This is a genomic window from Mycolicibacterium austroafricanum (genome assembly GCF_000612725.1).
Taxonomy (GTDB): Bacteria; Actinomycetota; Actinomycetes; order Mycobacteriales; family Mycobacteriaceae; genus Mycobacterium; species Mycobacterium austroafricanum.
This window is the reverse complement of sequence record NZ_HG964457.1, coordinates 1-23,089: the sequence shown is the minus strand read 5'-3', so window position 1 is coordinate 23,089 and position 23,089 is coordinate 1. Positions and strand designations below refer to the sequence as shown.

General features: G+C 69.0%; 24 protein-coding genes, 1 tRNA gene and 1 other RNA gene. 13 read left to right on the top strand and 13 right to left on the bottom strand.

Annotated elements, in window-relative coordinates; genetic code table 11:
* Positions 1 to 71 precede the first annotated feature (71 nt).
* Positions 72 to 1,298 (top strand): Mur ligase family protein, encoded by a 1,227-nt coding sequence (locus BN976_RS25035; protein WP_036375094.1) that lies wholly within the window; start codon positions 72 to 74, stop codon positions 1,296 to 1,298.
* Positions 1,291 to 2,007 (top strand): type 1 glutamine amidotransferase, encoded by a 717-nt coding sequence (locus tag BN976_RS25030; RefSeq protein ID WP_011782640.1) that lies wholly within the window; start codon positions 1,291 to 1,293, stop codon positions 2,005 to 2,007. Before BN976_RS25035 ends, BN976_RS25030 begins: the two co-directional genes overlap by 8 nt.
* Here the strand turns inward: BN976_RS25030 and BN976_RS25025 are convergent, their stop codons facing one another.
* Both BN976_RS25025 and BN976_RS25020 read right to left on the bottom strand, forming a co-directional pair.
* Positions 2,008 to 2,667, bottom strand: coding sequence for a response regulator transcription factor (locus tag BN976_RS25025; RefSeq protein ID WP_011782641.1), 660 nt, complete (start codon positions 2,665 to 2,667; stop codon positions 2,008 to 2,010). It abuts the gene before it with no gap.
* Positions 2,664 to 3,878: a sensor histidine kinase gene (locus BN976_RS25020; protein WP_036375091.1), complete on the bottom strand. Its 1,215-nt coding sequence runs from the start codon at positions 3,876 to 3,878 to the stop codon at positions 2,664 to 2,666. Before BN976_RS25020 ends, BN976_RS25025 begins: the two co-directional genes overlap by 4 nt.
* Before the next feature lie 133 nt (positions 3,879 to 4,011).
* Between BN976_RS25020 and BN976_RS25015 the strand changes: the two genes are divergently transcribed.
* Positions 4,012 to 4,392: a hypothetical protein gene (locus BN976_RS25015; protein WP_011782643.1), complete on the top strand. Its 381-nt coding sequence runs from the start codon at positions 4,012 to 4,014 to the stop codon at positions 4,390 to 4,392.
* The gene (locus BN976_RS25010) at positions 4,389 to 5,696 is read left to right on the top strand and encodes a cytochrome P450 (protein ID WP_011782644.1); all 1,308 of its coding nucleotides are present in this window, start codon (positions 4,389 to 4,391) and stop codon (positions 5,694 to 5,696) included. The genes BN976_RS25015 and BN976_RS25010 overlap by 4 nt, the downstream gene beginning before the upstream one ends.
* Here the strand turns inward: BN976_RS25010 and BN976_RS25005 are convergent.
* The 3 genes from BN976_RS25005 to BN976_RS24995 all read right to left on the bottom strand — a co-directional run bounded on the left by BN976_RS25005 (position 5,677) and on the right by BN976_RS24995 (position 7,645).
* Positions 5,677 to 6,564, bottom strand: a complete 888-nt coding sequence (locus BN976_RS25005) for a type IV toxin-antitoxin system AbiEi family antitoxin (protein WP_036375087.1) — start codon at positions 6,562 to 6,564, stop codon at positions 5,677 to 5,679. The two genes, BN976_RS25010 and BN976_RS25005, sit on opposite strands and share 20 nt — an antisense overlap.
* Positions 6,565 to 6,696: 132 nt before the next feature.
* On the bottom strand, positions 6,697 to 7,308 hold the full coding sequence (recR, locus tag BN976_RS25000) for a recombination mediator RecR (RefSeq protein WP_011782646.1): 612 nt from the start codon (positions 7,306 to 7,308) through the stop codon (positions 6,697 to 6,699).
* Positions 7,309 to 7,312: 4 nt separating this feature from the next.
* On the bottom strand, positions 7,313 to 7,645 hold the full coding sequence (locus BN976_RS24995) for a YbaB/EbfC family nucleoid-associated protein (protein WP_011782647.1): 333 nt from the start codon (positions 7,643 to 7,645) through the stop codon (positions 7,313 to 7,315).
* A gap of 129 nt (positions 7,646 to 7,774) precedes the next feature.
* Here BN976_RS24995 and BN976_RS24990 point away from each other — a divergent pair, with 129 nt between their 5' ends.
* A complete protein-coding gene (locus tag BN976_RS24990) occupies positions 7,775 to 8,515 on the top strand; it encodes an Rv3717 family N-acetylmuramoyl-L-alanine amidase (protein ID WP_011782648.1) in 741 nt (246 codons plus the stop codon).
* Here the strand turns inward: BN976_RS24990 and BN976_RS24985 are convergent.
* Positions 8,512 to 8,976 (bottom strand): SRPBCC family protein, encoded by a 465-nt coding sequence (locus BN976_RS24985; RefSeq protein WP_011782649.1) that lies wholly within the window; start codon positions 8,974 to 8,976, stop codon positions 8,512 to 8,514. The two genes, BN976_RS24990 and BN976_RS24985, sit on opposite strands and share 4 nt — an antisense overlap.
* 81 nt (positions 8,977 to 9,057) lie before the next feature.
* Here BN976_RS24985 and BN976_RS24980 point away from each other — a divergent pair, with 81 nt between their 5' ends.
* The 3 genes from BN976_RS24980 to BN976_RS24970 are packed head-to-tail and all read left to right on the top strand — an operon-like array spanning position 9,058 to position 12,197.
* Positions 9,058 to 10,449: an FAD-binding oxidoreductase gene (locus BN976_RS24980; protein WP_011782650.1), complete on the top strand. Its 1,392-nt coding sequence runs from the start codon at positions 9,058 to 9,060 to the stop codon at positions 10,447 to 10,449.
* Between the two features lie 28 nt (positions 10,450 to 10,477).
* Positions 10,478 to 11,800 carry a class I SAM-dependent methyltransferase gene (locus BN976_RS24975; RefSeq protein WP_011782651.1) on the top strand — a complete coding sequence of 441 codons (1,323 nt, stop codon included), beginning with the start codon at positions 10,478 to 10,480 and terminating at the stop codon, positions 11,798 to 11,800.
* Between the two features lie 16 nt (positions 11,801 to 11,816).
* On the top strand, positions 11,817 to 12,197 hold the full coding sequence (locus BN976_RS24970) for a phage holin family protein (RefSeq protein ID WP_011782652.1): 381 nt from the start codon (positions 11,817 to 11,819) through the stop codon (positions 12,195 to 12,197).
* Between the two features lie 19 nt (positions 12,198 to 12,216).
* Here the strand turns inward: BN976_RS24970 and BN976_RS24965 are convergent, their stop codons facing one another.
* The 3 genes from BN976_RS24965 to ffs form a co-directional block, all read right to left on the bottom strand.
* Positions 12,217 to 14,148: a DNA polymerase III subunits gamma/tau gene (locus tag BN976_RS24965; protein WP_011782653.1), complete on the bottom strand. Its 1,932-nt coding sequence runs from the start codon at positions 14,146 to 14,148 to the stop codon at positions 12,217 to 12,219.
* A gap of 26 nt (positions 14,149 to 14,174) precedes the next feature.
* Positions 14,175 to 15,476, bottom strand: coding sequence for an aspartate aminotransferase type Ic (locus BN976_RS24960; protein ID WP_011782654.1), 1,302 nt, complete (start codon positions 15,474 to 15,476; stop codon positions 14,175 to 14,177).
* Positions 15,477 to 15,507: 31 nt separating this feature from the next.
* Positions 15,508 to 15,602: signal recognition particle sRNA small type (gene ffs / locus BN976_RS32915), an RNA gene on the bottom strand.
* A 92-nt stretch (positions 15,603 to 15,694) separates the two neighbouring features.
* Between ffs and BN976_RS24955 the strand changes: the two genes are divergently transcribed.
* From BN976_RS24955 to BN976_RS24935, 5 genes are all read left to right on the top strand, one after another.
* Positions 15,695 to 15,780: transfer RNA gene (locus tag BN976_RS24955), tRNA-Ser, on the top strand.
* Positions 15,781 to 15,850: 70 nt separating this feature from the next.
* On the top strand, positions 15,851 to 16,609 hold the full coding sequence (locus BN976_RS24950) for a lipid uptake coordinator LucA (protein WP_011782655.1): 759 nt from the start codon (positions 15,851 to 15,853) through the stop codon (positions 16,607 to 16,609).
* 52 nt (positions 16,610 to 16,661) lie between these two features.
* Positions 16,662 to 17,675 carry a S1C family serine protease gene (locus BN976_RS24945; RefSeq protein ID WP_036375082.1) on the top strand — a complete coding sequence of 338 codons (1,014 nt, stop codon included), beginning with the start codon at positions 16,662 to 16,664 and terminating at the stop codon, positions 17,673 to 17,675.
* Between the two features lie 50 nt (positions 17,676 to 17,725).
* Complete coding sequence (locus tag BN976_RS24940) at positions 17,726 to 18,796, top strand: NAD(P)H-dependent amine dehydrogenase family protein (protein WP_011782657.1); 1,071 nt, start codon at positions 17,726 to 17,728, stop codon at positions 18,794 to 18,796.
* 9 nt (positions 18,797 to 18,805) lie between these two features.
* Positions 18,806 to 19,684 carry a DMT family transporter gene (locus tag BN976_RS24935; RefSeq protein ID WP_011782658.1) on the top strand — a complete coding sequence of 293 codons (879 nt, stop codon included), beginning with the start codon at positions 18,806 to 18,808 and terminating at the stop codon, positions 19,682 to 19,684.
* 8 nt (positions 19,685 to 19,692) lie between these two features.
* On the opposite strand, the gene BN976_RS24930 is transcribed toward BN976_RS24935, so the two are convergent.
* The 4 genes from BN976_RS24930 to BN976_RS24915 all read right to left on the bottom strand — a co-directional run.
* Positions 19,693 to 20,442, bottom strand: a complete 750-nt coding sequence (locus BN976_RS24930) for a thioesterase II family protein (protein ID WP_011782659.1) — start codon at positions 20,440 to 20,442, stop codon at positions 19,693 to 19,695.
* Positions 20,439 to 20,948, bottom strand: a complete 510-nt coding sequence (locus BN976_RS24925; protein ID WP_036375079.1) for a hypothetical protein — start codon at positions 20,946 to 20,948, stop codon at positions 20,439 to 20,441. The genes BN976_RS24930 and BN976_RS24925 overlap by 4 nt, the downstream gene beginning before the upstream one ends.
* A 23-nt stretch (positions 20,949 to 20,971) precedes the next feature.
* Complete coding sequence (ligD, locus tag BN976_RS24920) at positions 20,972 to 22,021, bottom strand: non-homologous end-joining DNA ligase (RefSeq protein ID WP_011782661.1); 1,050 nt, start codon at positions 22,019 to 22,021, stop codon at positions 20,972 to 20,974.
* A 1-nt stretch (position 22,022) separates the two neighbouring features.
* A partial coding sequence (locus BN976_RS24915) for an ATP-dependent DNA ligase (RefSeq protein ID WP_235622126.1) occupies positions 22,023 to 23,089 on the bottom strand: 1,067 nt, incomplete at its 5' end.

The following is a 23,089-nucleotide window of genomic DNA, read 5'->3' as shown; positions in this document are numbered from 1 at the left end:
GAATGGCACGGGGGGCTGACATGCCTTGCTCCATCACCCCGCGTGTCGGCCCCTCTTCTAAACTGCCGGGAATGGTCACCCCGCGCGGACGAATCGCCCTTGCCGCAGGTGCAGGCGCACGCTGGGCGTCCCGCGTCACCGGGCGGGGCGCCGGCGCGATGATCGGCGGCCTGGTGGCGATGACGCTCGACAGGTCGATCCTGGGCCAGCTCGGCCGGGGCCGGCGCACGGTCGTCATCACCGGGACCAACGGCAAGTCGACGACGACGCGGATGACCGCGGCCGCGCTGGCCACGGTCGGGCCGGTGGCCACCAACGCCGAGGGCGCCAACATGGACGCCGGGCTGGTCGCCGCGCTGGCCGCCGCCCCTGGCGCGCCGCTGGCCGCGCTCGAGGTCGACGAGATGCACGTCCCGCACGTCAGCGATGCGGTGTCACCGGCGGTGATCGTCCTGCTGAACCTGTCCCGCGATCAGCTCGACCGGGTCGGTGAGATCAACCACATCGAGCGCACGCTGCGCGCCGGGCTGGCCCGGCATCCGTCGGCGGTCGTCGTGGCCAACTGTGACGACGTGCTGATGACCTCGGCGGCCTACGACAGCCCGGACGTGGTGTGGGTGGCCGCAGGCGGCGGCTGGGCCAGCGACTCGGTCAGCTGCCCGCGCTCGGGCGAGATCATCGTCCGCGACGGGGCGCACTGGTATTCGACCGGATGTGACTTCAAGCGGCCCACCCCCGACTGGTGGTTCGACGACACCCACATCCACGGACCCGACGGGCTGACGCTGCCGATGACGCTGACGCTGCCGGGCACCGTGAACCGGGGCAACGCCACGCAGGCCGTGGCCGCCGCCGTGGTCCTGGGCGCCGACCCGGCTGCCGCGGTCGCTGCGGTGTCCGCCGTGGACGAGGTCGCGGGCCGCTACCGCACGGTGCAGATCGGCGGGCACACCGCGCGGATCCTGTTGGCCAAGAACCCCGCCGGCTGGCAGGAAGCACTGTCGATGGTGGACCGTGATGCGGCCGGGGTGGTCATCGCGGTCAACGGCCAGGTTCCCGACGGCGAGGACCTGTCCTGGCTGTGGGACGTGCGCTTCGAGCATTTCGAGTCGGTGCCCGTGGTGGCGGCCGGCGAGCGCGGCACCGACCTCGCCGTGCGGCTCGGCTACGCAGGCGTCGAACACACCCTGGTGCACGACACGGTGGCCGCCATCGCGTCCTGTCCCCCCGGGCACGTCGAGGTGCTGGCCAACTACACGGCGTTCCTGCAACTGAATCGAGTGCTCGACCGTGTCTGAATCAACTGTGCGGATCGGGCTGGTACTGCCCGACGTGATGGGCACCTACGGTGACGGCGGCAACTCGGTGGTGCTGCGGCAACGGTTGCGGATGCGCGGAATCGACGCCGAGATCGTGGAGATCACGCTGGACGATCCGGTGCCCGCCGAACTGGACCTCTACACGCTCGGCGGCGCGGAGGACTATGCGCAGCGGCTGGCCACCAAACATCTGATCCGCTACCCCGGTCTGCAGCAGGCGATCTCGCGGGGTGCGCCGGTGTTGGCGATCTGTGCGGCGATCCAGGTGCTGGGCCACTGGTACGAGACCTCGGCCGGGGAACGCGTCGACGGGGTCGGAGTGCTTGACGTGACGACGTCCCCGCAGTCGGAGCGCGCCATCGGTGAGGTGGCGGGGACACCGCTGGTCGACGGCCTCACGGATCCACTGACCGGTTTCGAGAACCACCGCGGCGGAACGGTTCTGGGGCCGGATGCCCGTCCGCTGGCGCGGGTGACCAAGGGGGTGGGCAACCGGGCGGGCGACGGGTTCGACGGGGCCGTGCAGGGCAGCATCGTCGCGACCTATCTGCACGGGTGCTGCCTGGCCCGCAATCCGCAGCTTGCCGACCACCTGCTCGCCAAGGTGGTGGGTCCCCTTGCACCACTGCACCTTCCGGAGGTCAGCCAGCTGCGCCGGGAGCGCCTCGCCGCACCGCGTCGGGTCTGATCACGCGCGCGGCGCCACGATCCCCTTCTGATACGCATACACGATCGCCGCGGCCCGGTCACGCAACCGCAGCTTGAGGAAGATCCGGCCGATGTGGCTCTTGACGGTCACGCCCGAGATCACCAGCTCATCGGCGATCTCGGAATTCGACCGGCCCTTGGCCATCAGCCGCAGCACGTCGAGTTCCCGTGGCGTCAGGTCGTCGACGGCCTCGGGGACGGGTTCCTCGGCCGCCGTGCGGTAGGTGTCGAGCACGCGGGCGGTGACCGACGGGTCGAGGAAGCCGTCACCGCGGGCGACAGCGCGTACCGCGCGGATCAGTTCCTCGGCCGGTGAATCCTTCAACACGAAACCCGATGCGCCGGCCCGCAATACACCAGACAACAACTCCTCGTCGCTGAACGTGGTCAGCGCCAGCACGGGCGGCCCACCGGCGGCGGTGAGCCTGCGCGTCGCCTCGATCCCGTTGACCCGCTTCATCCGGAGGTCCATCACCACGACGTCAGGGCGGTACGCCGCGACCGCGGCAGGTACCTCGTCACCGTCGGCGCACTCCCCCACCACGGCGATGCCGTCCTTGCGGCGCAAGATCCGGCGCAGCCCCGAGCGGACCAGTTCCTGGTCGTCAACCAGCAGCGCGGCGATCACACCGTCGGTCATCCGCCGCACCCTCGCAACACGCACGATTCGTCGTCGAGCGGGATCGTCGCGTGCACCACCCAGCCGTCACCGTCCGGGCCGGCATTGACCGTGCCGCCGAGCTGTTGGACGCGCTGACGCATCCCGCGCATCCCGCGCCCGTCCGCACAGTTCGCCGCGGCGACCGGTACCGGCAGCCGGTTCGTGACGGTCAGCACCGCCTCGGACGGCGAGACCGTCAGCGACAACTCCGACACTGCGTCGGGCGCATGCTTGGCGATATTGGCCAGCGATTCCTGCGCGATGCGGTAGAGCGCGAGACCGGCAGCCCCGGAGATCCGGTCGTGCCGACCGCTCGACTCGAACCTCACCGCCAGCCCGGCGCGCACGAAATCGTCGACCAGCATCGCGATGTCACCGACACCCGGCTCCGGGGTGACCTTGCCGACGGCGTCGTCGAGCAATCCGACGGTGCGTCGGATGTCGGCCATGGCCTGGCGGCCCAGTCGTTCGGCCTGCTCCAGTGCCTCCACCGCCTCGTCGACGTCGCGGTCCTCCTGCAGACCGCGACGCGCCCCGGTGACATGCAGCAGGGTCACGGTCAGCGAGTGCGCGATCACGTCGTGCACCTCGCGCGCGATGCGCCGCCGTTCGTCGACCGCCGCATGCTCGGCGAGCTTCTGCTGGGCCTCTCTCTGTTCGAGGAGCAACTCCTGCTGGATCCGCATCAGATAGCCGACCAGCCAACCGATCCCGATGAAGCTCAGGTACAGCCAGGGCGTGTCGACACGATCCATCGCGACCGCGGCGCCGAGTATGCCCGCCGCCGTCACGGCGGCCAGCATTCCGCCCCGCATCGACGTCATCGAGCCGATGACCCCGGTGACCAGTCCGAGCAGGACCGGGGCGAAATCACCCTCGATCGGTGCCGACATGCCGAACAGCCAGATCGAAATGGCCAGCATCCACGCCAGTCCCAGCGCCAACGCCTCGACGGCCGGCGACACACTGATGTCGACGGCGAAGAACACCAGGTACGGCGAGTACGCCACGGCGAGGCCGAGGATTGCGATCCACCACTGTGACTCGGGGCGTTGCAGGATGGCGACCGCAGAGACGATGAACAGGGCCACGTCGATGCTCACGACGATCGGCCACGAGAAGCCCCCGGGCATCATCTCGCTCTTCCTGCGCATGTATCGCCGGAATTGGCGCCTCACCGCAGCCAGCATCAGGCCAGCTTATCGGCGCGACCGCGGCCGCGGCATCAGTCCGTGGTAGGCAACGGATGTCCTACCACGGTAGGAGTTCAAGATCGGACCCGGGCACGACGATCGGCGGCCCAGATCTTCGTAGCGTCGAAGCATGACATGGTCACAGTTGCACGAGCGGATGGCGTTCATGGCCGACATGGTGGAACGCGCCACCACCGACCCCGACGGCGCGCTGAACTCCGCAGCAGGCTCCGACGACGTACAGCGGCTCTTCGGTGACGAGGAGGGGCTGCTGCTGTCTCTGCGGCACCGATGGGTCAACATGCTGGCCGCCAAGCTGGACCAGGCGGCGCAGGACGACCGGTCGGCAGATCAGGTGCGCGCCGATCTGGCGGCGGCCAACCCTGGGCTGCGCGCGCTGCTGGACGCCGCCGCGCGCAGGTCGGTGCGGGTGCGGGCCCTGGATCGGGGCGAGCAGCACATGGTCGACATCTACGCCGGCCCTCGCCCCGACAACCAGACCGTCGCATGAGGTCCCGGCCGGCCGTCTGGCTGCGCTGGGCCACCGTGCACGGCGTGCCCCGGGCGTTCCTCACGGTGCGGGCGCGACGCGGGGAGCCGCTGGCTCGGCTCATCCTCGGGCGTGGTGACCGTCTGGCGCTCATCGAGGAGATCCGGGCCGCGGGTCCGTTGATGCGGACCCCGGTGGTGTGGGCGACCGCGGACTACGATGTGTGCCGGACAGTGCTGCGCGACAACGACTTCGGTGTGGCAGACCCGTCCGAGACCGGACTTCCCGACGCACTGCTCGGACTCATACGGCGCGTCGACCCGGGGCTGCCGAACCCCGTGGAACCACCCGCCATGTTGATGACCGACCCGCCACAGCACACCGAGTACCGGAAGTTGGTCTCCCGCAGCTTCACCCCGAGATCGATCGCGGCGCTGGACACCAGGATCGGTGAGCTCACCGCCGAGCTGCTCGACGACCTCGGCCGCCGCCGGGAGGTGGACTTGATCGCCGATTATGCGGCGCAACTGCCCGCCGCGGTGATCTCGCGGATGCTCGGTGTCCCGGACGAGGACCGCGCGAGGATTCTCGGATGGGGCGAAACCGGCGCCGCACTGCTGGACATCGGTATCGGGTGGCGGCCGTTCCGCGCAGCGATCGACGGACTCGTCGACGTCGACACCCACCTCGGCGCGCATTTCCGCCGGCTTCACCAGAACGGCGCCGACGGCACGCCGTTCAGCAGCCTGGCACTCGACGGCAGTCTGTCCGGACGTGAATTGATCTCGAATGCAGCGCTTCTCGTCGGTGCTGGGGTGGAGACGACGGTGAACCTCATCGGAAACGGTATCGCCGCGCTGCTCGACCACCCCGACCAGTTGGCGCTGCTGCGCGACGACCCCGGATTGTGGCCATCCGCGGTGGAGGAGATCCTGCGCTACGACAGCCCGGTGCAGATGACGGCCCGAACCGCGCACCGCGACACCGAGATCGCGGGTGTGGGAATCCGCAAGGGGGCGGTGATCGTGATGCTGTTGGGCGGCGCCAACCGCGACCCGAAAGTGTTCGACCGCCCGCAGACGTTCGACATCACCCGTGCGAACGCCCGCGACCATCTCGCGTTCGCCAGCGGCATCCACGTCTGTCTCGGCGCGGCGCTGGCGCGTATCGAGGGCGCGACCGCGCTGCGGGAGTTGTTCACCCGCTATCCCGACCTGCACCTCACTGCGCCGGCCGAGCCGCGTGACCTGGTGACCCTGCACGGCTATCGGCACCTGCCCGTGCGGCTGGGGCGGGCGGCCACAGCTACGCGGCGAGCGTCCTGACGAACAGCTGCAGCTCGGTGGCGGCGAGCCGACAGCCCCGGCTCTGCAGCGCCGCCTCGGTCCGCTCGAGCCAGTGGGCGGGCCGGTCCTCGGCGATCACCCGGATGACGATCCAGCCCAGGGCCTCGAGCATCCGCAGGCGCGCGATGTCCTTGACGTACTGGTCGCGATTCTTGCGGTGGTGATCACCGTCGTACTCCACTGCCACCTGGTACTCCGGCCAGCCCATGTCCAGAAACGCCACCGGCCGCGAGCCCTCCAGGACGGGGATCTGCGTCTGCGGTCGCGGAAAACCGCAGTCCAGCAACCACAATCGGAGCCTGCTCTGCCGCGGAGACGCCGCCCCGCCGTCGATCAGGGGCAGCAGGTCACGCAGTTGGCCGACCCCGGGGACCCGCGGCCGCCGGTCGGCCAGCTCCGCCACCTCGTCGATCGAGAACGGCTGATTCCACATCAGTGCATCCAGACGCGCCAGGGCCTCCGCCCGGTCCAACTGGCGTCCGAGGTCGAACGCCGTCCTCGTCCGCGACGTGACCGGAAGGCCTGCACGGCGGACGATCTCATCGGTGGCGATCACCTCGGAGCGGGTGATCAGCCCCGCGTGGGAGCGGCGTTTCACCCCGGCAACCTCGATCGGGATGTCGGCGTCGATCCACGCCGCCCCGTGCAGGGCGGCCGCGGCCAGGCCGGCGATCACCCCTTTGCGCCCGGTTGCGAGCCAGGCGCCGACAGCGCGGTCACGCAGGGTGACCTCAACGCCCTTGCGGACGAACACGCCGCGGTACAGCGGCGTATACCAGCGTGCCAGTTCGTGCCGGGTGACCACACCAGCTCTGACGGCCTCGCCGCCCAGAATGACTTCGCCCATGCCCGGCATAGTGCCAAGCCCCACCGACATTTCCGGGCGCCCGCGGCGAGCCGCGAATCAGGCCACCGCGGCGAGCCGCGAATCAGACCACCGCGGCGAGCCGCGAATCAGGCCACCGCGGCGAGCCGCGCATCAGGCCATCGCGCGGCGGCCCGCCAACGCGCGCCCCAGCGTGAGCTCGTCGGCGAATTCCAGGTCCCCGCCCATCGGCAGTCCCGACGCGATGCGGGTGACCGTCAGCCCGGGGATGTCGCGCAGCATCCGCACCAGATACGTCGCGGTGGCCTCACCTTCGGTGTTCGGGTCGGTCGCGATGATGACCTCGGCGACCTCGACGCCGTCGACCCGTTCCCCGATCCTGTTGAGCAGCTCGCGAATTCGCAGCTGGTCGGGTCCGATGCCGGACAACGGATCCAGCGCACCGCCGAGCACGTGGTAACGCCCGCGGAACTCCCGGGTCCGCTCGACCGCCTGGACATCCTTGGGTTCCTCGACCACACAGATCAGCGACGCGTCCCGGCGCGCGTCACCGCAGATCCGGCAGCGTTCCTCGTCGCTGACGTTGCCGCACACCGCGCAGAACGTCACGCCGTCGCGAACCTTGTTCAGCACCGCCGTGAGCCGGTCGATGTCCGGCGGCTCGACCGACAGCAGGTGGAACGCGATCCGCTGCGCACTCTTGGGTCCGATGCCGGGCAGCTTGCCGAGCTCGTCGATCAGATCCTGGACGGGTCCTTCGAACAAGAAGTCACATCCCCGGCAGGCCGAGACCACCCATACCGCCGGCCAGCGGCCCGAGCCGGTCGTGGGCCAGGATGGTGACCTGCTTGGCGGCGTCGGCGACCGCGCCGACAATGAGGTCCTGCAGCGTCTCCACATCGGAAGGGTCGACGACCTTCGGGTCGATCCGCACCGCCACCACCTCACCGCTGCCGCGCATGGTGACCTGTACCAGCCCGCCGCCGGCCTGGCCGTTCACCTCGGCGTTGGCGAGTGCCTCCTGGGCCTCCATCAGCTGCTGCTGCACCTGCTGGGCCTGAGCGAGGAGGGCTGACATATCGGGCTGGCCACCGGGTTGCATGACTGTTCCTCTGTCCGTGTTGGTATCCAAATAGATGACAGCTGGGTATCGACTTGGTTGCGCTCGCCCGGAAGCGGCACTTCGGGCTTCCAGCCTAGTCGGCACCGGGGCTACCGTGTCGCCGTGCCCATGCCAGCAATCCTGCGTGTCGGGGCCGCCGTGGTGGCCGCGATGCTCGTCGCGACCACCCCCGCCGGCCCTGCGCAGGCAGCGCCCGCCAACATCGCAGGCATGATCGTCTTCCTCGACCCGGGCCACAACGGTTCCAACGACGCCTCGATCAGCAGGCAGGTCCCGACCGGCCGCGGCGGCACCAAGGACTGCCAGGCCAGCGGCACCTCGACCGAGGACGGATTCGCCGAGCACACGTTCACCTGGGACACCACGCTGCGGGTGCGGCAGGCGCTGACCGCGCTGGGGGTGCGCACCGCGATGTCCCGCGGGGACGACACCGGCCTCGGCCCGTGCGTCGACGAGCGGGCCGCGATGGCCAATGCGCTGAGCCCCAACGCCGTGGTCTCGATTCACGCCGACGGCGGACCGGCCACCGGGCGGGGTTTCCACGTGCTGTACTCGTCGCCGCCGCTCAACGCCGCGCAGGCGGGCCCGTCGGTGCAGTTCGCCAAGGTGATGCGCGACCAGCTGGCCGGTTCGGGTATCCCGCCGGCGACGTACATCGGCCAACAGGGCCTGAACCCGCGGTCGGACATCGCCGGGCTCAACCTCGCGCAGTTCCCGTCGATCCTGGTCGAGCTCGGCAACATGAAGAGCCCGGTGGATTCGGCGCTGATGAAGACTCCGGAGGGGCGGCAGCGTTACGCCGACGCCGTCGTGCGCGGCATCGTGGCGTTCCTCAGCAGCCAGCGCTAACCCTGGGTCCCTTCGATACCGATGGTGCCCTCCACCTCGCGCTTGAGGTTGCCGAGCACCTCGGCCTGGATCTTGCGCAGCCCGAGCGGAGCGAACGTCTTCTCGAAGAATCCTCCGATGCCGCCGGCGCCCTGCCAGGACGTCTTGACGGTGACCGACGATCCCGGACCTGCTGGTGCGACGGTCCAGTTGGTCACCATCGACGAGTTCGCGTCCTTCTCGATGACGGTGCGACCCGCGACGTCGACGTCGGCCTTCACGTTGCGCGAGCGCGACTTGGTGGCCTGCAGCTTCCACTCGGCCACGGTGCCCGCGCCCTGCCCGCCCTCGAGGACGCGGTATCCGCTGTAGTGCGCGGAGAGGATCTTGGGGCGCATGGCCTGGTAGTCGGCGACGGCTGCCAGCACCGTCGCCGGATCGGCTTCGATCAGGACCGTGCTGGTCGCGCTGACCTGTCCCATCAGTGCAAACTCCTTGTCAAGAGGCGGTCACAGAAGCTCCGAGCGGTCGCATCAGGGGCAACCTCGGACTAGCGTATATGTGTGTCTGTTCCTTCGACCGACGCACGTTCTGCTCACGCCGACGGCGTGCAGCGGCTTCTCGCCAGCTATCGGGCGATTCCCCAAGACGCCACGGTCCGGCTGGCCAAACCCACGTCGAACCTCTTCCGTGCCCGCGCGAAAACCAGGACCAAGGGTCTGGACACGTCTGGGTTGACGAACGTGATCGCGGTCGACGCGGAGGCACGCACCGCCGATGTGGCAGGGATGTGCACCTACGAAGACCTGGTCGCGGCCACGCTGCCGCATGGACTTTCGCCGCTGGTGGTGCCGCAGTTGAAGACGATCACCCTCGGCGGGGCGGTCACCGGACTCGGGATCGAGTCCGCCTCGTTCCGCAACGGCCTGCCACACGAATCGGTTCTCGAGATGGACGTCCTCACCGGCACCGGTGATGTCGTGCGCGCCTCCCCCGACGAGAACCCTGACCTGTTTCGGGCGTTTCCGAATTCCTATGGCACGTTGGGCTATTCGGTTCGGCTCAAGATCGAGCTGGAACCGGTGAAGCCGTTCGTCGCGCTGCGCCACCTCCGTTTCCATTCGCTGTCGGCTCTCATCGAGGCGATGGACCGCATCGTCGAAACCGGCGGCCTCAACGGCGAACCGGTGGACTACCTCGACGGCGTCGTGTTCAGTGCCGAGGAGAGTTACCTGTGCGTGGGGCAGCGCTCCGCGACACCGGGCCCGGTCAGCGACTACACGGGCAAGCAGATCTACTACCGCTCGATTCAGCACGACGGCCCGACCGATGGCGCCGAGAAGCACGACCGGCTGACCATCCACGACTACCTGTGGCGCTGGGACACCGACTGGTTCTGGTGCTCAAGGGCATTCGGCGCGCAGAACCCGCGGATCCGGCGCTGGTGGCCGCGCCGGTACCGGCGCAGCAGTGTGTACTGGAAGCTGATCGGCTACGACCGGCGTTTCGGTATCGCCGATCGCATCGAGAAGCGCAACGGCCGACCCCCGCGCGAGCGGGTGGTCCAGGACATCGAGGTGCCCATCGAGCGGACCGTCGAGTTTCTGCAGTGGTTTCTCGACACCGTGCCCATCGAACCGATCTGGTTGTGCCCGTTGCGGCTCCGCGACGACCGCGATTGGCCCCTGTATCCGATCCGACCCCACCACACCTACGTCAACGTGGGTTTCTGGTCGTCGGTGCCGGTGGGCCCGGAGGAGGGCTACACCAACAGGATGATCGAACGGAAAGTCAGCGACCTCGACGGTCACAAATCGCTGTATTCCGATGCGTACTACTCGCCGGAAGAGTTTGATTCGCTCTATGGCGGGGAGACGTACAAGACGGTGAAGAAGACATACGACCCAGACTCTCGTTTCCTGGACCTGTACGGCAAAGCAGTGGGGCGGCAATGAGCGTTGACGCGAAGAACGGAGGCCACAGTTGACGACATTTCGGGACGGCGCGGCCGACACCGGCCTGCACGGAGACCGCAAGCTCACCCTGGCGGAGGTCTTGGAGGTCTTCGCCTCGGGCCGACTGCCTCTGAAGTTCACGGCGTACGACGGCAGCAGCGCGGGCCCGGACGACGCCACGCTCGGGCTGGACCTGCTGACCCCCCGCGGGACCACGTACCTCGCAACGGCTCCCGGCGATCTCGGCCTGGCCCGGGCCTACGTCTCCGGTGACCTGCAGTTGCAGGGGGTGCACCCTGGCGACCCGTACGACCTGCTCAACGCACTGGTGCAGAAACTGGACTTCAAGCGACCGTCCGCCCGGGTGCTGGCGCAGGTCGTCCGATCGATCGGGATCGAGCACCTGAAACCGATCGCGCCACCGCCGCAGGAGGCGCTGCCGCGGTGGCGGCGCATCGCAGAAGGACTGCGGCACAGCAAGACCCGTGACGCCGACGCGATCCACCACCATTACGATGTCTCCAACACCTTCTACGAGTGGGTGCTCGGGCCGTCGATGACCTACACCTGCGCCTGCTACCCGCATCCCGACGCCACCCTCGAGGAGGCGCAGGAGAACAAATATCGGCTGGTGTTCGAGAAACTGCGCCTCAAGCCGGGCGACCGCCTTCTCGACGTGGGTTGCGGGTGGGGCGGAATGGTGCGCTACGCGGCCCGTCACGGCGTCAAGGCGATCGGGGTGACGCTGTCCAGGGAGCAGGCGCAGTGGGCACGCGCCGCCATCGAACGGGACGGCCTGGGTGACCTCGCCGAGGTCCGCCACAGCGACTACCGCGATGTGCGCGAGTCCCAGTTCGACGCCGTGTCTTCGCTGGGGCTCACCGAGCACATCGGGGTCGCCAACTATCCGTCGTACTTCCGGTTCCTCAAGTCGAAGTTGCGCCCGGGCGGCCTACTGCTCAACCACTGCATCACCCGGCACAACAATCGCACCGGCCCCGCCGCCGGGGGATTCATCGACCGGTATGTGTTCCCGGACGGGGAGCTGACCGGATCGGGCCGGATCATCACCGAGATCCAGGACGTCGGTTTGGAGGTGATGCACGAAGAGAACCTGCGCCGGCACTATGCGCTGACACTTCGGGACTGGTGCCGGAATCTGGTGCAGCACTGGGACGAAGCGGTCGCAGAGGTCGGCCTGCCCACCGCCAAGGTGTGGGGTCTGTACATGGCTGCCTCGCGGGTCGGCTTCGAGCAGAACAGCATTCAGCTGCATCAGGTACTGGCGGTGAAGCTCGACGAACGTGGCGGGGACGGCGGTTTGCCGTTGCGGCCCTGGTGGACCGCGTAGCAACTATGCTCACCGTGTGATCCGCTTTCTGCTGCGCGTCGCGGTCTTTCTCGGATCGTCGGCGATCGGGCTACTGGTGGCCGGCTGGCTGGTGCCGGGGGTGTCGCTGTCGGTGCTGGGCTTCGTCACCGCGGTGGTGATCTTCACGGTGGCACAAGGGATTCTGTCGCCGTTCTTCCTGAAGATGGCCAGCCGCTACGCGTCGGCCTTCCTCGGCGGCATCGGCCTGGTGTCCACGTTCGTGGCGCTGCTGCTCGCGTCGCTGCTGTCCAACGGGCTCAGCATCCGCGGCGTCGGGTCGTGGATCGCGGCCACGGTGGTGGTCTGGCTGGTCACAGCCCTGGCGACCGTCGTGCTGCCCGTTCTGGTGCTGCGGGAGAAGAAGAAAGCAGCCTGAGGCGCGACCGGCCTACGGCTCAGCCGTCGATGCGGCGCGCCCCCAGTTCGTTCTGCAACAGTTCCAGCGCCGCTTCCTCGGGATCGCGGCGCGGCGCCGCCGGATCCGAGTTGCCTGCCTCGGCCAGCATGCTCTCCTCGTCGTCGATGTCCGGCGGCGGCGGAGGCTCGGCCGGGCCCCGCTGCGGCTCGCGGGCGGGAGCCGCGGCGGACGCGGGCGCGGTGCCAGGGTCGCAGCGGATCTTCCAGTTGACGCCGAGTGCGTCCTTGAGCGCCTCCCGGATGACGTCGGCGTTGCGCTGCTCGGACAGCCGCTTGGCCAGCGGCGCCGATTCATGGCTCAGAAGCAGGGTGTCACCCTCGACGGCCCGGACGATCGCTCCGGCCAGCATCACCTCGGTGGTGCGGCTGCGCTCGCGCACCTTCTCCCGCACGGTCGTCCACATACTGCGGACGGCGGCCGCGCTCGGCTCACCGGTTGCGACCGCTGCGGCGGGTGTGGTGGCCGGCGCCTCCACGACCGGTGCGGCCGGAGGCCGAACCGGCGGTGGCGGTGGCAGTGGGGGTGGGACAGGCTCGGGTTCAACGGGTTTGGAGGCTTCGCGGGGCGGCTCGGGCACCGGGTCGGGCTCGCGTGCAGGCACCGGCGTCGGCTCGGGTGACGGCTCGGGCGCCCGTGCCGGAGCCGGCGCCTGAGCCGACGGTGCCGGCTGCGGAGCGGCCTCGCTCTTGCGGACGAACTGCTTGCGCGGAACGGCCGGAGCGCTGGCGGAGATCTCGTCGCTGGCCGGGATCGACATGTCCAGCCGGGTCTCGATGCGTTCCACTCGCTGCAGCAGCGCGGCCTCGGTGTCACTGGCCGAGGGCAGCAGCAGGCGCGCGCACACCACTTCGAGCAACAGCCGCGGCGCGGTGGCCCCGCGCATCTCCCCGAGGCCGGCGTGCACAACCTCGGCGTAGCGGGTCAGTGTCGCGGTGCCGAGCCGGGCAGCCTGCTCGCGCATCCGCTCCAGCACGTCCTCGGGACCGTCGACCACGCCGCGGGCCGCCGCGTCGGGCACGGCCTGCAGCACGATCAGATCGCGGAACCGTTCGAGGAGGTCGGTGGCGAAGCGGCGCGGATCGTGCCCCGCGTCGACCACCCCCTCCACCGCGCCGAACAGTGCCGCCGCGTCGTCGGCCGCGAGCGCGTCGACCGCCTCGTCGATCAGCGCGACGTCGGTGGCGCCGAGGAGTGACAACGCGCGCTGGTAGGCGACGTGATCGTCTTCGGCGCCGGCCAGCAGCTGGTCGAGCACGGACAGGGTGTCACGCGGTGAACCGCCGCCGGCACGGATGACGAGCGGATACACCGCGTCGTCGACCCGGACGCTCTCGGAGGCGACGATCTTCTCGATCAGCGTGCGCATGGTCTTGGGCGCCAGCAGCCGGAACGGGTAGTGGTGCGTGCGCGACCGGATGGTCGGCAGCACCTTCTCCGGCTCGGTGGTGGCGAACACGAAGATCAGATGCTCGGGCGGCTCCTCGACGATCTTGAGCAGCGCGTTGAAGCCGGCCGTGGTGACCATGTGCGCTTCGTCGACGATGAAGATGCGATAGCGCGACTGGGCGGGAGCGTAGAACGCACGGTCACGAAGTTCGCGGGTGTCGTCGACTCCGCCGTGGCTGGCGGCGTCGAGCTCGACGACGTCGACGTTGCCGGGCCCGTTCGGCGCCAGCGCCACGCAGGAGTCGCACACCCCGCACGGCGTGGCCGTCGGGCCTTCGGCACAGTTCAGCGAGCGCGCGAGGATCCTGGCCGACGACGTCTTGCCGCATCCGCGCGGACCCGAGAACAGGTAGGCGTGGTTGATGCGGCCGGAGTTGAGGGCCGTCGACAGCGGCTCGGTGACATGTTCCTGGCCGACGACGTCGGCGAAGGTCGCCGGCCGGTACTTGCGGTAGAGAGCCACGGATGCAGGCTACCCAGGGTGTCCGACTACTTCTCGGCCGGCAGAGCGAGCAGCTGCTCGGTCGCCGACAGCAGCGCACAGGTGGCCAGTCCGTCGATGGCCTCGCGCAGATCCGAGAGCGCAGGGAAGGTGGGGGCGATCCGGATGTTCTTGTCCTCCGGGTCTTTTCGGTACGGGAACGACGCGCCGGCCTCGGTGACCGCGATGCCCGCGTCCTTGGCCAGTGCCACCGTGCGCTTGGCGGTGCCGGGTAGCACGTCCAGGCTGATGAAGTAGCCGCCCTTGGGTTCGGTCCAGGATGCGATCTTGGAGTCGCCCAACCGGTCTTCGAGGATCTCCAGCGCGAGCGCGAACTTGGGCGCCAGAAGTTGCTGGTGACGCTGCATGTGCAGCCGTACGCCGTCGGCGTCGCCGAAGAACCGCGCGTGCCGCAGCTGGTTCACCTTGTCGGGACCGATCGACTTCTTGCCTGCGTGCTGCAGATACCAGGCGATGTTGCCCAGCGAACCGCCGAAGAAGCTGACGCCGGCACCGGCGAAGGTGATCTTCGACGTGGACGCGAAGACCAGCGGCCGGTTGGCGTGATTGGCCGCTGCGGCCAGGCCGAGAATGTCGACCTGCTTGACGAAGTCGTGGGTCAGCGTGTGCACGGCGTAGGCGTTGTCCCACATCAGCCGGAAATCGGTTGCCGCCGTTTCCATTTGGACGAGTCGACGCACCGTCTCCCATGCATAGGTGGTCCCGGTGGGGTTGGAGTAGACGGGCACACACCACATGCCCTTGATCGCCGGGTCGACGGCGACGAGCTCCTCGATCAGGTCGACGTCCGGTCCGTCCTCGCGCAGCGGCACCGGCACCATCTCGATGCCGAGGCTCTCGGTGATCGCGAAGTGACGGTCATAGCCGGGTGCCGGGCACAGGAACTTGACGCCCGCGCCGTTCCGGAGATCGTCGATCCACGGCCGGGGCGAGTCGACGCCGCCGTGCAGCAGCGAGTACACGACGACGTCGTGCATGAACTCCAGGCTGGCGTTGTTGCCGGCGATCAGGTTCGGCACCGGAATCCCGAGCAGCTCGCTGAAGATCGTCCTGAGCTCGGGCAGACCGTGCAGGCCGCCGTAGTTGCGGGTGTCGGTGCCCTCGGCGTCGCGGAACGCGTCCGCGCCGGGGAGTTCCAGCAGGCCGTTGGACAGGTCCAGCTGGTCGGGTGACGGCTTGCCGCGGGTCAGGTCGAGGCGGAGGTTCTTGGCCTGCAGCTCCGCGTAGTTGCGCTGCTGCTCGTCGTGCTGAGCACGCAATTCGTCGCGGCCCAGCGAATGAAACGACACCGCTCGCCTTTCACCGTTCTTCCGGATGAACGTAAGGGGACCCCGCGCACCCGCCAGAGCCCATTGACCCTTGCTGCCTTCCGGCCCTGGGGGAGTTCACAGGATGGACGCCGCGCGGGGTCCACGGCGAGTGTAATACCCCCGGGTTCCGGGGCGGCGGCGAGGAGCTCGCCGGGAGCTTTATGGGACCGCCGGGCGGGTCGGTTACCATTGCCGACGGAGGATTCGCCTAGTGGCCTATGGCGCTCGCCTGGAACGCGGGTTGGGTTAATAGCCCTCAGGGGTTCAAATCCCCTATCCTCCGCACTCGCCCGAGGTGCGACCGGCTGACCACTCGCATGGTCGCACCTCGGGCACCACGATCGAGGAGGAGTATGGGCCGCACCGTTGCGGTGATCTGGCACGCGTCGTTCTCCATCGCCGCCGGCGTCCTCTATTTCTTCTTCGTCCTCCCGCGCACCCCCGAGCTGGTCGGCGACACCTCCCCCACCCTGGGCACGGTGCTGCGCGTCGTCGTCGGCGCGCTGATCGGCCTGGCGGCGCTTCCGGTGGTGTTCACCCTGCTGCGCACCCGTCGTCCCGAGTTCGGCACGCCCCAGATGGCGCTGAACCTGCGCACGACGTCGATCGCGCTCCATGTCCTGAGCGGCGTGTTGATCGTCGGCGCTGCGGTGGCCGAGATCTGGATCTCGCTGGACAGCGCCGGTCAGTGGCTGTTCGGGATCTACGGCGCTGCCGCCGCGGTCGCCCTGCTGGGCGTCCTCGCGTTCTACCTGGCCTTCGTCGCCGAGCTGCCTCCCCCGCCGCCGAAACCGCTCAAGGTCAAGAAACGCAAGAGCCGACGCGGGCGCAGCGACGCCGCCGAGGACACCGAGACCGCCGACGCCGAGACCGCGGACGCCGAGGTCGAGGAGACCGAGACTGCGGACGCGGAGACCGAGAGCGTGACTCCTGACGCTGACGCTGACGCCGACGCCGACGCCGAGGAGCCCGTGCCGACGGCCGAGGACGACCCGGCATCCGACACTCCCGAATCCGGCGACGGCAAACTGCAGAATCGGCGCCCGACCGGCAAGGGAGCGGTGCTCGGCAGGCGCAAACGGACCCGCGGCGGCGTCGCCGTCGAAGACTGACCGTCCGCCCTCACATCGACAGCAGCCGTTGCCGCAGCCACTATTGATGGGTATGGGCATGATTCGCCGACACCGCATACTGCCGATCGCGCTGGCTGCGGTCCTTGCCCTGGTCGCTCCCCTGACGCCCGCGGTCGCCGCGCCCGGCGATCCCGTCGCGGCATCGGTGCAGGTGGAACCCGCCGTGGTCCGCATCGACACCGAAGTCGACTATCAGGGGGTGGTGGGCCTCGGTACCGGGATCGTGCTCGACCCCGCGGGCCAGGTGCTGACCAACTTCCACGTCGTCCAGGGCGCCGACCGCATCACCGGAACGGTCGCCGGCCGCGCGTACCCCGCCCAGCTCGTCGGATATGACCGCAAACGCGATGTCGCGGTCCTGCAGCTGATCGGCGCCAACGGACTTGCGGCGGCGCCCATCGGCGACGCCTACGCCCTCGTCCCGGGCCAGCCCGTGGTCGCTCTCGGTAACGCGATGGGGACCGAGGCGCCACTGACCCGTGAGGTAGGCACCTTGACGGGTTTCGGGCGGACCGTGCAGGCCGAGGACACGCTGACCGGCACCTCCGATGAGCTGACCGGCCTCTTCGAGTTCGCCGCCCCGGTGCGCGCAGGTGATTCCGGCGGCCCCGTGGTCAACGATCTCGGCCAGGTGGTCGGCATCACCACCGCGGCGTCCGTGAACTTCCGGATGGGTCCCGGCGGTAAGGGCTTCGCGATCCCGATCAACGACGCGATGGGCGTGGCCGGCCAGATCCGCGGCGGCATCCGCTCGGACAGCGTCCACATCGGTCCACCCACATTGCTCGGCGTCGGCGTCCGTACCGCGCCGCGTGACGAGCCGGGCGTCCTGATCCAGGAAGTCATGGTGGGCGGGCCGGCCGACCTGGCCGGGTTGCGCGCGGGTGACATCCTCATCGAGCTCGACGGCACCCCGCTGGATTCGACCAACACGCTGACCTCGGTGCTCGACAGGCACTACACCGGCGACGTCCTCGACCTGACGTGGGTCGACAGCACGGGGGTTACCCGAGACGGCAAGGCGGTCCTCACCCCGACCGTCTGATTTGGCCCGAATCGGGCCGGTCCACCCTCCGCGAACCCTATGCTGAGCGAGTGCCCAACACTGCCTCATATCGGGTCGTCCAGTGGACGACGGGAAACGTCGGAAAGTCCTCGGTCGCGGCGATAGCCGGCAATCCGACCCTCGAGTTGGTCGGCTGTTATGCCTGGTCGGACGACAAGGTCGGCCGTGATGCCGGTGAGCTCGCCGGCATCGAACCGGTGGGGGTGACCGCCACCAACAACGTCGACGCCCTGCTCGCCCTCAAGCCCGACGTCGTCGTCTACAACCCGATGTGGATCGACGTCGACGAGCTTGTGCGGATCCTGGAGGCGGGCGTCAACGTGGTTGCGTCGGCGTCCTTCATCACCGGACGCAACCTCGGCGACGGCCGCGACAAGCTGGCCGACGCCTGCCAGCGCGGCGGCTCGACGCTGTTCGGTTCCGGCGTCAGCCCGGGCTTCGCCGAGCTGCTCGCCATCGTGGCCGGCACCGCGTGCGACCGCATCGACAAGATCACCATCGCCGAGTCGGCCGACACCACCCTCTACGACTCCCCCGACACCGAGCGGCCCGTCGGTTTCGGCACCGCGATCGACGATCCGAACCTGCAGCCGATGGCCGCCAACGGCACGGCCGTGTTCGCCGAAGCGGTGCAGTTGGTCGCCGACGCGCTGGCCATCGAGCTCGACGAGATCAAGTGTGTGTCCGAATACGCCCAGACCACAGAGGATCTGGTGATGGCGTCGTGGACGATCCCGGCCGGTCACGTCGCCGGGGTGTATGCCAGCTGGCAGGGGATCGCCAACGGCAAGACGGTGATCGACATCAACGTCCGGTGGAAGAAGGGCCAGACGCTGGATCCGGACTGGCAGCTCGACGGGGACGGCTGGAAGATCACCATCGACGGGCGGCCCACGGTCAACATGCAGGTCGGTTTCCTGCCCCCGCAGGACATGATCGAGAACGCCAAGACGCTCGAGGACTTCTTCGTGCTCGGCCACATCATGACCGCGATGCCGCCGATCCACGCGATCCCCGCCGTCGTCGCGGCGGCGCCGGGCATCGCCACGTACAACGATCTGCCGCTGCCGACACCGCGCGGGGTGGTTCCCACCGCTTAACCTGTCTGGGTGAGCCTTCGCGGATGGCTGTTGTTCACCGCGATGGGTGTCATCTGGGGTATCCCCTACCTGCTGATAAAGGTTGCGGTGGAGGGGCTTTCGGTACCGGTACTCGTCTTTGCGCGCACCGCGGTCGGCGCGCTGGTACTGATTCCACTGACGCTCCGTCGCGGTGCGTGGGCGCCGGTCCTGGCGCACTGGAGGCCGGTGGTGGCCTTCGCGTTCTTCGAGATCATCGCCGCGTGGCTGCTGCTGTCGGACGCCGAGCGGCACATCACCAGCTCGCTGACAGGACTGCTGATCGCGGCCGCACCGATCGTGGCAGCCCTGCTCGACAGGCTCACCGGCGGCGATCAGCCCCTGACGGTCAAGCGACTGGCGGGGCTGGGGACCGGACTGGCGGGCGTCGCGGTGCTGGCCGGTCCGGAGCTCGCCGGCGGCAGCGCATGGCCGGTCACGGAAGTGCTGCTGGTGGCGGTGTGTTACGCGATCGCGCCGTTGATCGCCGCCCGCTATCTCGCTGAGGTGCCGGCGATGCCGCTGACGGCGGCCTGCCTCGGACTGGCCGCGCTCATCTATGTCGGGCCGGCAGCCGCGACCTGGCCGGCCGAGATCCCGAGCATGCGAGTGCTGACAGCGGTCGCACTGCTCGCGGTGGTCTGCACGTCGTTGGCGTTCATCCTGTTCTTCGCGTTGATCCGGGAGGTCGGGGCGCCTCGCGCGCTGGTCATCACCTACGTCAACCCGGCCGTCGCGCTCGCCGCGGGCGTCATCGTGCTGAACGAGCCGCTGACGGCGCGGCACCTGCTCGGTCTGGCGATGATCCTCGCCGGTTCGGTGCTGGCGACCAGGCGTCCCGTGGAGCCGATGCAAGCCGCACCGCGGTAAGCGCGTAGCTAACCCACGGAGCGCAGCGTCGCGGAGACGACCTCGATGACCCGCTGCGGCTGCTTCTCCAGATAGAAGTGACCCCCGGTGAAGGTGTGGACCTCGCCGCCGCCTGACGTGTGCTCGTGCCACGCCCGGGCATCGGTCTCACTGGTCTTCGGGTCGTCGGTCGCCGTCATCACCACGATCGGCGCGCTGATGCCGATGTCAGTGCCGCGGTGGTAGGCCTGCAGCGCCCGATAGTCGTTGCGGAACGCGGGCAGGAACGTCGCGAGCAGCTCGGGGTTCTCCAGGACCCGCGGATCGGTGCCGCCGAGTTCGCGCATCACGCCGACGAGGTCGGTGTCGCTCTTGGCGTTGCGTTCGTCGCCGTAACGGCTGGGCGCCCGCGAGCCGGATGCGAAGACCGTCACCACCTGCCGGCCGGACAGGGTCTCACAGCGGCGCGCGACCTCGAACGCCAGCACTGCGCCCATGCTGTGTCCGAAGAACGCCAGCGGGGCGTCCGGGAGTGCGCTCAGCGCGGCATGGGCCTGGTCGGCGAGCTCGTCGATGGTCTCGACGAATGGCTCACTGTAGCGGTCCTGGCGGCCCGGGTACTGCACGCCGAACACGTCGAATTCGGGCGTCAACGCCGACGACAGCGGGAAGTAATAGCTCGCCGAGCCCCCGGCGTGTGGAAAGCAGACCAGGCGGATGCGGGCGGTGGGCGAGGGATGGAAATTGCGCATCCACCGGCTGCGCTGCGGCTGCGTCATGGCGCAGGCACCGGTTCGGCGGCGGGGCCGGGTGGCGGTTCGGCGGCGGGGGCCGGCGGCTCCTCGAAGACCCGCAGGACCCGCGCCGACAGCTGCGCTCCGGGTGGGCCTTCCAAAACGACGTCCTTGAGGATCTCGGCCTGGTCGCCGGCCACGGTGAACTTGCCCGGCTGCGGCTGATGCCCACCAAGCACTTCGTACTCGACGGTGAACGGCGACTCCGGGAACGGATGCAGCCCAACGTATTTCGGGTCGATGGTGTACGTGTAGAAGCACGGCCCGGCCGGATCGCAGTTCTGCGCGGTGACGACCACGCCGATCAGGAACTCCTTGTCGGTGGGCACCGACGGCGGTGGCGGGGTCGGCGGCTTGCGCACCGGGGTCACCGCCTCCTGCTGCTGACCGCGGCTGCCGAAGATCATCATCGTCGCGACGCCGATACCGCTGAGGAGGATCCCGACGATCGCCAAAGCGGCGAGCAGTTTCCGGAGGGTCGCGATCGGCATGCAGAGCAGGGTATCCGGCGGCTCTACTCCCCGACGCGGTTGCCGTCCTCATCCCAGTTGGCAGCCACTTTCTTGCTGGGCTGCACTCGTGGCGGCTCACCGGGCATCTTCGGGTAGCTCGGCGGGTACGGCAGGTCACCGAGCCCGCGCTCCTCATCGGCCTTCACCATCTCCAGCAGCGTGTCGATCGATTGCGCGGTGTCGTCGATGCCCGCCCACGGGTCGGGGCGACCCGCCACGAAATCCGGCACCGTGAGGATCGTGTAGTCGTCGGGTTCGGCGGTCCGCAGTTCCTCCCAGGTCAGGGGTGTGGACACCGTCGCGATCGGGGTCTTGCGCGCCGAGTACGCCGACGCGAATGTACGGTCGCGCGCGTTCTGGTTGTAATCGACGAACAGCCGCGCGCCCCGCTCTTCCTTCCACCACGACGTCGTCACCGCGTCCGGGGCGCGCCGCTCGATCTCGCGGGCCAACGCGATGCCCGCGCGACGCACCGCGATGAAGTCCCAGTCGGTCGCGATGCGCAGGAACACGTGCACGCCGCGACCGCCGGAGGTCTTCGGAAAGCCGACCAGACCGAGTTCGTCGAGCAGCGGCTTGAGCACGTCCACCGCGACGCTGCGGGCTTCGATGAAGCCGGTGCCCGGCTGTGGGTCGAGGTCGATACGCAGCTCATCGGGATGCTCGATGTCGGGGCAGCGCACCTGCCACGGGTGCAGCGTCACCGTGCCCATCTGGGCGGCCCACGCGATCGCCGACGGGTGGGTGATCTTCAGCGCGTCGGCGGTGCGGCCGGACGGGAAGGTGACGGTGCAGGTGTGGAGGTAGTCGGGGTGCTTCTGCGGCACCCGCTTCTGGTAGATCTCCTCGCCGTCGATGCCGTCGGGGAACCGCTGCAGATGTACGGGGCGGTCGCGCAGCAGTGCCACCATCCGGTCGGCGACGGCCAGGTAGTACTCGAAGAGCTTGCCCTTGGTGCCGTCCTTTCCGAGCTTCGGGAAGTACGGCTTGTCCGGGCTGGTGAGCCGGACTTTGACCCCGTCGACGTCGATTTCGGTTGCCGGGCTTGGCATGTCAGGACCTTTCCAGCACGTCGTTGAGGTCATAGTTGAGCGGGACGTCGAGCTGATCGAAGGTGCAGCTGGCCGGATCACGATCGGGCCGCCACCGCAGGAACTTCACGGCGTGCCGGAACCGGCGGCCGTTGGCGGAGTTGCCTTCCATCTGGTCGTAGGCCACCTCGCAGACCCGCTCGGGCCGCACCGGGATCCAGCGCTTGTCGGCAGCGGAGTTCCACCGGCTGGGTTCACCGTCGCGCACGTCGTCGCCGATGCGCAGCGGCTCGAGGTCGGCCAGCAGCTTCAACCGCGCCTTCGCCGTGAACGAGGCGGCACCGCCGACCATCTGGAGTTCACCGTCGTCACGGTGCAGGCCGAGCAGGATCGAGCCGATTCCCTCTCCGCTCTTGTGGATCCGGTAGCCGATGGCGACGCAGTCGGCGTCGCGGTGGTGCTTGACCTTGACCATCTCGCGCTTGCCCGGCAGGTAGGGCCCGTCGAGGCGTTTGGCGATCACGCCGTCGAGGCCGGCGCCCTCGAACTCCTGCAGCCACTGCGCGCCCAGAGCGGGATCCTCGGTGGTGCGCGTGACGTGGCACCACTGCTTTTCGTTGACGGCGTCGACGAGCGCTTCGCGGCGGGTCCGGAACGGTTCCTTCATCAGCGAGCTGTCCCCGACGGCCAGCGCGTCGAACCCGATGAAATGCGCCGGGGTCTGCTCGGCCAGCATCCGCACCCGGGACTCGGCGGGGTGGATGCGCTGGCTCAGCGACTCCCAGTCCAGCCGTGTCCGTCCGGCTATCTCCCGGGGGACGACGATCTCGCCGTCGAGGACACAGCGGGGCGCGAGTTCGTCGCGCACGGAGTCGAGTACCTCGGGGAAGTACCGGGCCAAATCCTTGCCGCTGCGTGACAGCAGCACCACGTTGTCCCTGCCCGGGCCGCCGTCGCGGAACACCAGCGCGCGGCTAGTTGACTGAACTTCGGCGAGCCTCTCGAACCGAACGGGGGCGCGGACGGAGGATCGCGCTGTGACGGTGTTGGGGCGAGTCGAGGTGGCGCCGAGCGGGTCGCCGTGGCGGG